Raw genomic sequence first — 13,324 nt, 5'->3', positions numbered from 1 at the left:
AACTAAAAGGAGGAATAAACATGAAAAATTCACATGAAGTTACATATAAAATTCATGGACATGATATGCAGTTTGTACAAGTTGAGCTTGATCCAAAGGAAACAGTTGTTGCTGAAGCCGGGGCTATGATGATGATGGATGATGGAATTGAACTTGAAACAATTTTTGGAGACGGTTCTTCCCAATCTGGAGGATTATTTGGAAAATTAGTTGGAGCTGGTAAACGCCTTGTAACAGGTGAAAGTTTATTTATGACTAGCTTTACGAACAGATCAAACTCTTTAAAAACTGTCAGTTTCTCTGCTCCATATCCTGGATCAATTATACCGTTAGATTTACATGAATATGGTAATAAAATTATTTGTCAAAAGGACTCATTCTTAGCTGCGGCAAAAGGAGTTTCAGTTGGAATCGAGTTCAGAAAGAAATTAAGTACTGGTCTATTCGGTGGTGAAGGCTTCATCATGCAAAAAGTTGAAGGTGATGGTATGGCTTTCTTACATGCTGGTGGTTCAATTTACCAAAAAACACTTCAACCTGGTGAAAAAGTGAAGATTGATACTGGATGTATTGTAGGCTTCACTGGTGATGTAAATTATGAAATTGAGTACGTTGGAAATGTAAAAACGGCGCTTTTTGGGGGCGAAGGTCTCTTCTTCGCTACACTACAAGGTCCAGGTACAATTTGGGTTCAATCACTAACTTTAGCAAGACTAGCATCTCGAATTGGTCAATACTTACCAAATTCATCTAAAGAAGAAGGAAGTATTCTAGGTGGCCTAGGGAACCTATTAGATGGTAATGATTAATTCAGACTATTGAATAATGGTACATACAAAAAAACTAGTCTAACTTTGACTAGTTTTTTTACGTACAATTAGATAACTACCTCTTCCACGGGATCCACTTCACGCATTTTATAAGTAAAGGTTGGGGTATAATCATAATCCAACTTCATCTTTTTAACACCTTCAATATAAGTCGATAGATCGTGACTACCCCTAATAGACCCTTTATTTAGTGCAAAAGTGATTGGATGTTTCACTTGAACGTATTCTAGATAAATTTTTAATGGCTTCAATTCTATTTTAAAGGGTGGGCTTAAAGGGACCATATCATATAAATTTACAAACCTTAAACTATGCCTAATATTTTCGTCATAGTTTTCTTTAAACTTTGTATTTCCTACTTTTGGAGAGCCAAATGAATAAACATTCGGGTTACAAATTCCAGTCATTGCGATTTCATATCCTAATAACATGGCCAATGAACCACCTAAACTATGCCCCGTTATGAATATTTTTTTTGAAAGAGCCTTTTCCTTCACAATTACTAAAAGCATTTCTCGACAAGATTGATAAATTGATAGAAACCCAGAATGAACATTCCCACCGTTCATCACATATGGGAACAAGTCTTGATCAATTTTCAGATCAGCTAACCAATCTAAATCTGATATCGTTCCTCGAAACACAATAATCACAGATTCATCATTTTCAATTATATAGCCAAACCATTCTAGTTCTCTAATTGCACGTGCTTTAATTGTATCTACTAATGTATATCTTGCTGGGATTATAAATTTTCCATCATTATCAAACTGAACATATGCCTGTTCAATGCAAAGTAATAATTCTAAGGCCTTATCATAGTCAACCGAAAGGAATTTCAACGTATCTCTCCTTTCTTCAAACTTTCATCAATAAATGAAAAACCTCCTAATAATCTAAGAGGAGGTTAAGAATGGTGTAAGGTTCTTTGATGAATATTCCATATTTCTGATGCGTATTGACGAATCGTACGATCACTCGTAAAAAATCCTGATTTTGCAACATTATGAAGGCTTTTTAAAGCCCAGTCACTCTTATTTTGATAAGTTTGATTAATACTTTCATGAGCTTTTACATAAGAAGAGAAATCTCTAAGCAAGAAATACTCATCATTATAAGACATGAGCGAATCAAAAATCGGTTCAAATTCTTCTCTTGGTAACGGGAATAGGCCGTGAAGCAATTGGTCTAACACCTTTTTTAGTCGAAGATCATGATGATAATAATCGCTACTTTTATATCCACCGTATTGGTAATAATTTAAAACCTCGTCAGCTGTAAGTCCGAATGTAAAAATATTCTCTTCGCCAACTTCTCTTAAAATTTCAATATTTGCACCGTCAAGTGTACCAAGTGTTAAGGCACCATTCATCATAAATTTCATATTCCCAGTACCTGAAGCTTCTTTACTTGCAGTCGAAATTTGTTCACTGACGTCCGCTGCTGGAAAAATAATTTCACCTAATGAAACTCGATAATTTTCGATAAAGATCACTTTAATAAATTGACTGATATAGCGATCATTATTAATAATATCGGCAACTGAATGAATTAATTTAATAATTTTTTTAGCAAAGTAGTAACCTGGAGATGCCTTCGCTCCAAAAATAAAAGTTCTTGGATGCATTTTAAAATGTGAATCTTCCTTCAAACGATTATATAAATACATGATATGTAAAACATTTAATAGTTGACGTTTATATGCATGCATCCGTTTTACTTGAATATCAAATATTGAATCAGTATCTAATGCAATCCCATTTGTATAATGAACATAATGTTCGAGAACTTCTTTTCTCTTTTTCTTAACATTCATGAAATCCGTTAAGAATGCGTCGTCATCTTGATATTTTAATAGATTCTCAAGATGTGTTGGTTCCTGAACCCAATCGTTCCCAATCGAATCATTTATTAAGCTACTAAGCTCTGGATTACATTGCAGTAACCATCTTCTATGAGTAATTCCATTTGTTTTATTATTAAACTTAAATGGTTCATGCTCATAAAAAAGCTTCATTTCTCGTTGTTTTAATATTTCAGTATGAATTTCTGCAACACCATTAACACTCTTACTACCTACTATTGCTAGGTGAGCCATTTTAACGACTCCATGAGCAATAATAGCCATTTGTTCAATTCGATCCCAATCACCTGGGTATTTGTTCCAAAGCTCTTTACAATATCTTTCATTTATTTCTTCTACAATCATATAAATCCTTGGTAATAAAGGCTTAAATAAATCAACTCTCCATTTTTCAAGTGCTTCAGATAGTGTTGTATGATTTGTATATGAAATCGTTTGAGTTGTAATTTCCCAAGCTTCTTCCCAAGATAGCTTTTCAACATCAATTAATATTCGCATCAACTCTGGAATCGCTAAAACCGGATGTGTATCATTAACATGAATAGCAATTTCTTCATGGAGCTTACGGATATTACCATACTGCTCTTTATATGAATCTACTATTCTTTGAATACTTGCAGATACTAAAAAATATTGCTGTTTTAGGCGTAAAATCTTTCCTTCATCATGTGTATCATCTGGATATAAGAATTCTGAAACAGCTTCTGCTTCTCGTTTATATTTCATCAGTGACTTATTTGAGGAATGCGCAGATGCTTCAGCACTCCATAGTCTCAATGTATTTACTGTGTTTGTATGGTATCCAATAATCGGTAAATCATATGGTACCGCTGTGATTGCTTCTGCACCATGAAGTCTAAATTCTAATCGATTTTTATTATTAAATGCCTCTACTTCTCCGCCAAAAAATACTTCTATCGCTTCATCATCTCTTCTAACTTCCCAAACATTTCCGTATTTCAGCCATTGCTCAGGTAACTCTACTTGATACCCATCAACAATTTTTTGGTCGAATAGGCCATGTTTGTAGCGGATGCCACATCCATGACCTGGCAAATCTTGTGAAGCTAAAGAATCTAGAAAGCACGATGCCAGTCGTCCTAGTCCACCATTTCCAAGACCTGCATCGCTTTCAAACTCCTCAAGAGCACTTAATGAAATTCCTAATTTCTTAAGGCCGGATTCACATAACTCTCTAAGTCCTAGATGAATTAAATTACTTTTCAAAAGCTTTCCTAATAAGAATTCAATTGATAAATAATAAACTTGCTTCTTTCGTTCTAAACGGTATTGTTCGCTTGTTCCTAACCAATTACCGCTTATATGTTCACGAATCATCGTTCCGAGTGTTTGAAACTGCTCTTGAGTAGTACTTTCTGCAATATTCTTTCCATGCATACTTTCTAGTTTCTCTTTAAAACACCACTCAAACTCCTCCACACTAGAAAACATGGAATCACCTCATCCTAAAAGATTTTTACTTTGAAGATTGCATATATAATTTTGCATATTCTTTAGCTGATTTTAGCCAACTTGAGTCCCTAGTAATCGCATTTTTTCTGACTGATTTCCAATGGTTTTTATTCTCGTAAATACTTAATGCACGTTCAATTGTATGAAGCATATCGTGGGCATTATAGTTAGTAAATGTAAATCCGTTCCCACTCTTCTTCTGTTCATTATATGACTGGACAGTGTCATTTAGCCCCCCAGTCTCTCTTACAATCGGAACACAACCGTACTTCATTGCAATCAGTTGACCTAATCCACACGGCTCAAATAGTGAAGGCATAAGGAATAAATCGGCACCTGCATAAATCTGATGCGCAAAACTTTCGTCAAATCCAATATAACCTCTTACTTTATCATAGTAATTATGTTCCATTGCTTTAAAGAAGTTCTCAAATTCTTCATCACCAGTACCTAATATGACAACCTGTACATCATGATCCATAAGTTGTGGGAATACGTGTTGAATGAGATCAATACCTTTTTGACCTGTTAAACGAGAAACCATCGCAATAACTGGTATGTTTTTGTCTACTTTTAAAGCAAGTGATTCCTGCAATCTCAATTTATTTTCTGTCTTATTCTCGATTGTAAATTCATCATAATTAGCATAAATCTTTTGGTCAGTTGCCGGATTATAAATTGTTTCATCAATTCCATTTACAATTCCAAACAGTTTGTGATCTTGCTCACGTAATAGTCCATCTAATTGCTCTCCAAAAAACTCATGCTTAATTTCTTCTTTATAAGTTGGACTAACAGTTGTTACGATATCGCTTGAAATGATTCCAGCTTTCATAAAATTGATACAATCGTAAAATTTTAAATAGCCATTGTGAAAATATTTCTCATCAATTCCTAACATATCATCCATTACAACCTTTGGAAATACACCTTGGAATTGAAGGTTATGAATAGTAAAAACAGATTTCATTTTTGGATTAATATCTTTTAAAGCACCATACTCTTTCATGAAAAATGGGATCATTGCCGTATGCCAATCATGACAGTGGATCACATCTGGTTTAAAGTCTAATTCCTTAATACACTCAATTGCTGCAAGAGAGAAGAATGCAAAACGCTCCCCATCATCAAAATGACCATACAGCTTATCACGATTGAAATAGTATTCGTTATCGATAAAATAATAAGTTGTTCCTTCTACCTTCAACTCAAATAATCCACAATACTGTTTTCTCCAGCCTAGATTTATAGAAAGCTCTTTTACTAGCTTAGCTTCTTCTCTATATTTAGCAGGAATTAACGAGTAAAATGGAAGCATTACTCTTACATTCATACTTAGTTTATTTAAATACTTAGGGAGAGCGCCTGCAACATCTGCAAGCCCTCCCGATTTAACAAATGGTACACACTCAGAAACAATATATAAAACATTTACCACTGAATCAACGCTCCTTGAACTGAACCTTTTCGAAGCACTACCGGCTCACTTAAGCTTCCTTTTATTTCAACACCATCTTCTATTCGGACATCTTTATCTAATATAACTCCATCTAATATACAATTATCCCCAATGTTTGATTTTTGCATAACAACACAATTACGAATAATCGTATTTTTTCCAATTTTCACTGCCCTTGAAATAATACTATTTTCAACTGTTCCTTCAATTTCGCATCCATTTGCTACAATTGAATTTTTAACAATTGCTTCTTTTGAATATTTTGTTGGTGGCTCATCCTTAACCTTAGTAAATACTGGGTAAGATTTTAAGAATAATTGATTCCATATTTCGGGATTCAATAATTTCATACTTTGCTCGAAATAGTCCTCAATTGTTTGAATAATTGCAACTTGTTGAGGAATTTCATATGCACTTAGTTCGACCTCATTATTTTGATCGCGCACAACGTCCATAATTGTTTCATAGCCCTTTTCATGGAAGTTTTCAAAAAGCTTCAACAATAACTCTTTTTCAAGTATATAGATATTTAAAGATTTACCAAATTGTTTTAACTCAGTAATATGTGAACTTGTTTCGACATGTCTCTTTAAAATTGGTCTAAAATCCACAGAGCAAATCGTATAAGTGTTTGCTACTACTACATACTTTTGAGTAGAGCGTTGTAAAAATTGAATATGCTTTTCGATGAAATCGAATGTACCAAAAGCTCCATCAGTCGGCTCTGGCGTAAAAATGAATAGTCCATCCTTTTTACGATTTAGATCCCAATGTTTACCGGAGCCTAAGTGATCAATAATTGATCGATAAGGTTTATCTGGAAATACAGCGACACTCGTAATACCAGAGTTCACCATATTACTTAACATAAAATCGATTAAACGATATCGACCTGCATAAGGAAGTGTTGCTAATGGTCGATGCTGTGTTAACGGCTTTAAAGATTCAAAATGTGTTGACGCCTCAATTATTCCTAGCATAGTATGTTTCATCAAATAACCCTCTCAATCTATTTTTCTATTTGAGGAATGAGCCACCTCTTATTCTTCGCTCGTAACTAAAATTACCTCTTCATAATCTTTCTCAGGACCTAATAAGCTGCCATCAGGAATAACCATTCCAGGGGCTACTACTGCATTTTCAATTCGAACGTCTCTTCCAATTACACTACCTGGCATAATAACGGAGTCTTTAATCATACTACCCTCTCCAACTGTTACACCTTGGAATAAAACTGAATGAGATATAAACCCTTCAACAACACACCCCTCATTAATTAGCGAGTCTTCAACAATTGCTGTAGGTGCAATGTATTGCGGTGGTTGATTTGGATTCACTGAATATATGCGCCAGTCACGGTCATATATATTTAGTTCACTATCTTCATTTAACAAATCCATATTTGCTTCCCATAAGCTTTTTACTGTACCAACATCTTTCCAATAGCCTTTGAAAGGATAAGCAACTACTTTTTTCTTTTCTTCTAGTAAAAGTGGAATAACGTCTTTACCAAAATCATTACTTGATTCTGGATTACGATCATCCATTTCTAAAAACTCTTTTAAAACATTCCATTTAAAAATATAAATTCCCATAGATGCTAAATTACTCTTAGGATTTTGAGGTTTTTCTTCAAATTCAACAATATCCATCTCTTTGTTAGTATTCATAATTCCGAAACGGCTAGCTTCTTCAAAAGGAACCTCGATCACTGAAATTGAAACATCAGCTTCTTTTTCAATGTGATATTCTAACATTTTACTATAATCCATTTTATAAATATGATCACCTGAAAGAATCAACACATATTCAGGTTGGTATTGTTTTATATAATTTAAATTTTGATAAATTGCACTTGCAGTACCTGTATACCATTTAACACCAGATGCTTCTGAATAAGGTGGTAAAACTGTTACCCCACCATTTAAACGATCTAAATCCCATGCACTTCCTATACCAATATATGAGTTTAGGACAAGTGGCTGGTATTGAGTTAACACTCCAACAGTATCAATTCCTGAATTTGTGCAATTACTTAAAGTAAAATCTATAATTCGATATTTACCTCCGAAAGCTACGGCTGGTTTTGCTAGTTCTTTCGTTAAAGAACTTAACCTACTTCCTTTTCCCCCTGCTAGTAACATTGCTACGCATTTCTTCTGAACCATTGCTGCTAATCCCCTTTCGTATTTTGACTGGACGTATGATTGTAAAACTAAAAGCGGGTAGTGCTATTTCAATACTGTATGGTAAACCATGGAATGGTATTTCTTCTGCTTCAATGGATGAACGATTGATTTTACTATCGCCACCAAATTGGACATAATCGCTTGAAAGTAATTCTTTAAATCGGTGCTTTGCAGGTACTCCAATTCGATATGAGTCATAAGAAATCTCTCTAAAATTACAAATTACTATGACATAATCTTCTTTGTTTTTCCCTTTGCGAATAAATGAAAATACACTTTGCTCTGAATTATTTGCATCAATCCAAGAAAATCCATCCCAATGGTTATCTACTTCATAAAGTGATTTATTTTTTTTATAAATAGATAATAGTTCTTTGAAATATTTGTTCATCTTGGTATGAGATTCATAATCTTTTATCATCCAATCAACTTGCTCTAAATCCTTCCATTCATCGAACTGACCAAATTCACTCCCCATAAATAAGAGCTTCTTACCTGGATGAGCTAAATAATAACCAAATAATGTCCTTAATTGAGCAAACTTTTCCTCATATGAACCTGGCATTTTATTTAGTAAGGATTTTTTACCATGTACTACCTCATCATGGGAAAAAGGTAAGATGAAATTTTCTGAGAAGGCATATAAAAACGAGAAAGTCATCCGATTATGATGATGCTTTCTTTCCGTTGGGTGAGTCTCCATATAAGTCAAAACGTCATTCATCCAACCCATATTCCATTTAAAATTAAAGCCTAATCCACCTTCGTATGTAGGTGCAGTAACCAGTGGCCAATCTGTAGAATCTTCTGCAATCATTAATACTTGGGGATCATGTTCAAATACCGCTTCATTTAATCTACTTAAAAAAGAAACTGCAAAAGGATTTTCTTCATTCCTATTTTTCCAATACAAAATATTGGCAACTGCGTCTACTCGGAAACCATCAATATGAAAGTACTCCATCCAATATAAAGCATTTGAAATAAGAAATGATTTTACTTCTGGTTTCGATAAATCAAAGTTCACTGTACCCCATACTTCATTCTCTCTAGCATCATAACCTTCATATTCATATGTCGGTTCCCCATCAAACATGTATAACCCATGTGAATCCTTACAAAAATGACCAGGTACCCAGTCCATAATGACTCCTATTCCGTGCTGGTGGCATTCATCAATAAAGCCCATTAATTCATGTGGGTTTCCATATCGACTAGTAGTAGAAAAATATCCTACACCTTGATATCCCCAAGAGCGATCATACGGATGCTCAACTAAAGGTAATATTTCAATATGTGTAAAACCATGCTCCTTAACATAAGGAATCAATTCTGTTGCTAGTTCTGCATATGTGTAGAAGTCACCGTTTTTCTTCTTTTTCCAAGACCCTAAATGAACTTCATAAATTAAAACTGCTTCTTCATAAACAGACTTTTTAAATTTCTGTTTTCGATATTTCGCATCTTTCCACTTATAACCTGAAAGATCATAAACAATCGAAGCAGTATTTGGTCGAAGTTCACTATAAAAAGCGTAAGGATCACTTTTTAATAAAATATCGCCTTGTCTAGTTGAAACTTCATACTTGTATACAGTCCCATGACCAATTTCGGGGATATATATCGTCCAAATCCCTTGATCGTTCAACTTTTCCATTTTGTGTTCAGAACCATTCCACTTGTTAAAGTCCCCAACAACTGAGACACCCTTTGCATGTGGTGCCCACACTGTAAAAGTAGTTCCAACTTTATTCCCCTTTTTTACTACATGTGCCCCAAAGCATTCATGGCTATGGAATAAACTTCCTTCATGGAATAAATGCACATCAAATTCAGTTGGCCGTGTCAAAAGCAACATCCTCACCTCATTACAATCTCTTAAATTCTTCTATCTCTTAATATTCTACAAATATATATATTCCCCTTGTTTTTATGCAAAAAAAATTCAAAAACATTTTTTGGAAAATGAACAACCATTCATGAAACCGTTGTCATTATTGCGTTTGTCGTAAAAATGTCGAATTTGTCGAATGAATATTAATGAATATTTATTCGTTTTATTCTAAAAATTCCTTGTAATAATTTGTAAAAATTTGATTTATGATAAAATTTCATACATATTTCATAGTTTTAATACATTTAAACTTTGTATTTAAAAAGTATTGTAGAATATTGTCGATTCAACAAAGAGAGCTAATTTTTTTAAAAAATAATAAAGTAATCCCAAATTATTTGGAAATTCAGATGCAAAAGTTGAAACGAAATGAAAATCTAGTTCACTTTATTGGTTAATTTGAAGATTGAATTTTATGCTGGCTTCTTCCTTGCTCTACTAATTTTATACAAACTACTCAAAATGATCGTAATAAAAATAGGATCTTCGCCTATTTTCGAAGATCCCTAAATGCTTGTAATACTTGCATTCGCTTTTTTGATGTTAACAAACCTAAACTAATTTCTGAGATTAGAAAAACACTACATAAAATAACAATAAAACCAAGCAGCATACCTAATGTAATATGCTCTTTCAAAATAAGAACTCCCCAGATCATCCCAAACACAGGAATTAAAAATGTTACACTTAATGTTTTAGTTGGCCCAACACTTTCAATAAGATAAAAATACAATAAATATGCGATGGCTGTGCAAAATAGTGCTAATGCGAGAACTGCTAAAATCGCAACTACCGAAACTTTATGTGTGATTGTCGGTAAATTCAGTAATGTAAAAGGTAAAAGTAAGATAGCTGCACCAATTTGTTGTCCAGTAGCAAGTGATAACGCTGGAACTCCTACAAATGCTTTCTTAGCATAAACACCTGCTATACCATATGAAATAGTCGACAAAACAGCGAGTCCGATTGCAATTTTAACATTGTAAGTAAACGGAATAGAACTCCAGCCTACTAGTAAGATCACTCCAAGGACTCCTACCATTATTCCAAGCCACTTTCGTATTCCCAACTTTTCATTCGACCAAAACCAGACAACCAATGCCGTAAATATTGGTGTTAAAGAATTTAGAATTGATGAAATTGAAGCTGTCAGATGTAAAGCTGATGTAGCAATTAATGTAAATGGAATAGCTGCATTTAATACCCCTATTATTAGGTATTGTCTCCATCTCTTTATAAAATGTAATGACCCTTTAGTAATGACTAAATATAACACCAAGGCGAACGCAGCAAATGTAACTCTTCCTTGAATAGTTAGAAATGGTCCAAAAACAGGTGAAGAGATTCGAATAAATAAAAATGAAGCTCCCCATAGTGCAGCTAAACCAAATAATGCCATTCCATCTTTAAACTTCACTTATTTAACCCCTTCCTAAATGTTGTTGGGGTATAATTTAGCTGTTGCCGAAATAAACTCGCGAAATGTGCTGAACTTTTAAAACCAAGACCATATGCTATTTCAGTTATAGTATCATCAGTCACTTGAAGCAATCTCGTCGCTTCTTTCATTTTTAACTTAGTAGCATATTCTAATGGCGATATACCTGTAGACTTTTTAAATAATCTCTGTAAATGAAATTTACTTACCCCTACTTCAATTGCTAAACGATCTAAAGTTAAGTTACTTCGATACTCTTTTTCAATAAAACGTTTGGCTGATAAAATAATATCCTCTTCATTTGAATGAAGTAAGTCAGGACGACATCTCTTACATGGGCGGTATCCATCATCAATTGCCAAAGAAAATGACGAATAAAACGATACATTTTCTTTTAATGGTGTTCTTGACTTACAAGAAGGTTTACAACAGATACCAGTAGACTGAACTGCATAAATAAAAACACCATCATAGTTCTCATCACATTTTTCAACTGCGGTCCACATAACTTGATTATTTAATCCGTCCATCCAATCACCTCATCTTTGCTATTCACATTTTAGCACTGTGATACTTAATTTACTTTCAATTTCTTGCTCTCTAATTTCTTAAGGGCAAGACAGTAAATATTAGAAGTTTATCCCCTAATAACTCTCCCAAGTTTAAAATCATTTCTATCTTTCCGTTTAAGTATTTTGGATATTGATATTTTACATTAACAAATATTAGAAGTTAAAACAGAATGTTGAATGATACACTATAGTAATATTATTTATTAATATTGATGAGAGTGTAATTAAGAGCGAGGATAAAATAAGTAAATAGGCTATTAGTTTTGAAAATGAGGATTATGTAACCCGAATGAAGCAATGGGAAAAGGAAGGGCGAGACCCCGGAGAGCTACGACTTAAATGTGCTGTTTCCGTTACGATATTTGTAAAAGAGACTGAAAATATACTACATCTACGTGGGAATATTTATTGCGATGCAACTTATCCAAAAGCACACTTTATTTTTACTGATGGCAGTTTGATTGATTTTATTAAAGATCAAAGGTAAGAATACGATGAGTTCAAAGAATACTGGAGTCGTGTGAAGCGATTAGCAACAAATGTCTTTTCAGATGATGAAATTAAAGCATATCAAAAAAGATGAGTAAATGATCAGGTTATTTTATAAAGTGAATAAATTTTTTTAGGATTAACAATTAGGTCAGTCCGTTTTTTTATTCAAAAGAAATTTTTTTCGATACCTTCATTAAAATATTATTCCCTATTTACGAGAATTACATTTAAGCATTACCTTATCAGATATTATACTGCCAATAATAAAAACCTTTCTAGGGCCTACCTTCTATTTGTCCAGATCACAATCCAAATGTCATACTGATAGCAATACTTTGAAACGATTAACATGCTAAATACATTAAACGAGCGATGTCTTCACTCTTACAATAAGCTGGAAGAATTCTTGCGCAAATGATTGTTTAAGTACCTTTTTAAGACAAATAAAAAACTCAGTTACCTGTGTTATCACAAATAACTGAGCTTTAGTTATGACCCGTACGGGACTCGAACCCGTGTTACCGCCGTGAAAGGGCGGTGTCTTAACCGCTTGACCAACGGGCCAAAAAAAATATGGCAGAGAAGAAGGGATTCGAACCCTCGCACCGGTTACCCGATCTACACCCTTAGCAGGGGCGCCCCTTGAGCCACTTGGGTACTTCTCTATCATAATGGCTCCGCAGGTAGGATTCGAACCTACGACCACTCGGTTAACAGCCGAGTGCTCTACCACTGAGCTACTGCGGAAAAATAATTATAAATTTAATGGTGGGCCTAAATGGACTCGAACCATCGACCTCACGCTTATCAGGCGTGCGCTCTAACCAGCTGAGCTATAGGCCCATTAAATTTTACAAAAAGCGGGTGATGGGAATCGAACCCACGACCGAAGCTTGGAAGGCTTCTATTTTACCATTAAACTACACCCGCGTAATATGGGGCGACCGATGGGAATCGAACCCACGAGTGTCGGAACCACAATCCGATGCGTTAACCACTTCGCCACGACCGCCATAAAGAGTGCCGACTAGAGGACTTGAACCCCCAACCTACTGATTACAAGTCAGTTGCTCTACCAATTGAGCTAAGTCGGCATAATTAAATTATATCACT

The 13,324-nt window shown here is 34.3% G+C and carries 9 protein-coding genes and 7 tRNA genes; 1 reads left to right on the top strand and 15 read right to left on the bottom strand.

Features of this window, described 5'->3' with window-relative positions; translation table 11 throughout:
* The first annotated feature begins 20 nt into the window (after window positions 1–20).
* Window positions 21–809: a TIGR00266 family protein gene (locus tag COC46_RS00890; protein WP_098807895.1), complete on the top strand. Its 789-nt coding sequence runs from the start codon at window positions 21–23 to the stop codon at window positions 807–809.
* A gap of 68 nt (window positions 810–877) precedes the next feature.
* Here COC46_RS00890 and COC46_RS00885 read toward each other — a convergent pair whose 3' ends face one another.
* The 15 genes from COC46_RS00885 to COC46_RS00810 all read right to left on the bottom strand — a co-directional run bounded on the left by COC46_RS00885 (window position 878) and on the right by COC46_RS00810 (window position 13,305).
* Window positions 878–1,672: a lipase family protein gene (locus COC46_RS00885; RefSeq protein ID WP_098807894.1), complete on the bottom strand. Its 795-nt coding sequence runs from the start codon at window positions 1,670–1,672 to the stop codon at window positions 878–880.
* 65 nt (window positions 1,673–1,737) lie between these two features.
* A complete protein-coding gene (locus COC46_RS00880) occupies window positions 1,738–4,146 on the bottom strand; it encodes a glycogen/starch/alpha-glucan phosphorylase (RefSeq protein ID WP_098807893.1) in 2,409 nt (802 codons plus the stop codon).
* Between the two features lie 25 nt (window positions 4,147–4,171).
* Window positions 4,172–5,605, bottom strand: a complete 1,434-nt coding sequence (gene glgA / locus COC46_RS00875) for a glycogen synthase GlgA (protein ID WP_098807892.1) — start codon at window positions 5,603–5,605, stop codon at window positions 4,172–4,174.
* The gene (locus tag COC46_RS00870) at window positions 5,599–6,618 is read right to left on the bottom strand and encodes a GlgC family sugar phosphate nucleotidyltransferase (protein WP_098807891.1); all 1,020 of its coding nucleotides are present in this window, start codon (window positions 6,616–6,618) and stop codon (window positions 5,599–5,601) included. Before COC46_RS00870 ends, glgA begins: the two co-directional genes overlap by 7 nt.
* Before the next feature lie 48 nt (window positions 6,619–6,666).
* Window positions 6,667–7,794, bottom strand: a complete 1,128-nt coding sequence (locus tag COC46_RS00865; protein ID WP_098807890.1) for a glucose-1-phosphate adenylyltransferase — start codon at window positions 7,792–7,794, stop codon at window positions 6,667–6,669.
* Window positions 7,742–9,670: a 1,4-alpha-glucan branching protein GlgB gene (gene glgB, locus COC46_RS00860; protein ID WP_098808008.1), complete on the bottom strand. Its 1,929-nt coding sequence runs from the start codon at window positions 9,668–9,670 to the stop codon at window positions 7,742–7,744. The genes COC46_RS00865 and glgB overlap by 53 nt, the downstream gene beginning before the upstream one ends.
* A gap of 529 nt (window positions 9,671–10,199) precedes the next feature.
* Window positions 10,200–11,126, bottom strand: coding sequence for a DMT family transporter (locus COC46_RS00855; RefSeq protein WP_098807889.1), 927 nt, complete (start codon window positions 11,124–11,126; stop codon window positions 10,200–10,202).
* The gene (locus COC46_RS00850) at window positions 11,123–11,677 is read right to left on the bottom strand and encodes a bifunctional transcriptional activator/DNA repair enzyme AdaA (protein WP_098807888.1); all 555 of its coding nucleotides are present in this window, start codon (window positions 11,675–11,677) and stop codon (window positions 11,123–11,125) included. Before COC46_RS00850 ends, COC46_RS00855 begins: the two co-directional genes overlap by 4 nt.
* Window positions 11,678–12,703: 1,026 nt before the next feature.
* Window positions 12,704–12,775 (bottom strand) — tRNA-Glu (locus COC46_RS00840).
* Between the two features lie 10 nt (window positions 12,776–12,785).
* Window positions 12,786–12,876: transfer RNA gene (locus tag COC46_RS00835), tRNA-Ser, on the bottom strand.
* Window positions 12,877–12,883: 7 nt separating this feature from the next.
* A tRNA-Asn gene (locus COC46_RS00830) sits at window positions 12,884–12,958 on the bottom strand.
* Window positions 12,959–12,977: 19 nt separating this feature from the next.
* Window positions 12,978–13,054: transfer RNA gene (locus tag COC46_RS00825), tRNA-Ile, on the bottom strand.
* A gap of 16 nt (window positions 13,055–13,070) precedes the next feature.
* A tRNA-Gly gene (locus COC46_RS00820) sits at window positions 13,071–13,141 on the bottom strand.
* Window positions 13,142–13,147: 6 nt separating this feature from the next.
* A tRNA-His gene (locus COC46_RS00815) sits at window positions 13,148–13,223 on the bottom strand.
* Between the two features lie 9 nt (window positions 13,224–13,232).
* Window positions 13,233–13,305, bottom strand: a tRNA-Thr gene (locus tag COC46_RS00810).
* Between the last annotated feature and the right edge of the window lie 19 nt (window positions 13,306–13,324).

This window comes from Bacillus sp. AFS041924 (assembly GCF_002577195.1).
GTDB lineage: Bacteria > Bacillota > Bacilli > Bacillales > Bacillaceae_G > Gottfriedia.
The sequence above is the reverse complement of the archived record's forward strand: the minus strand, read 5'-3'. Positions and strand labels throughout refer to the sequence as shown.

Excerpts from the sequence above, each read along its gene's own strand:
- COC46_RS00870 (WP_098807891.1), bottom strand. The coding sequence starts at position 6,618 with ATGAAACATACTATGCTAGGAATAATTGAGGCGTCAACACATTTTGAA.
- COC46_RS00890 (WP_098807895.1), top strand. The coding sequence starts at position 21 with ATGAAAAATTCACATGAAGTTACATATAAAATTCATGGACATGATATG.
- COC46_RS00865 (WP_098807890.1), bottom strand. The coding sequence starts at position 7,794 with ATGGTTCAGAAGAAATGCGTAGCAATGTTACTAGCAGGGGGAAAAGGA.
- COC46_RS00880 (WP_098807893.1), bottom strand. The coding sequence starts at position 4,146 with ATGTTTTCTAGTGTGGAGGAGTTTGAGTGGTGTTTTAAAGAGAAACTA.
- COC46_RS00850 (WP_098807888.1), bottom strand. The coding sequence starts at position 11,677 with ATGGACGGATTAAATAATCAAGTTATGTGGACCGCAGTTGAAAAATGT.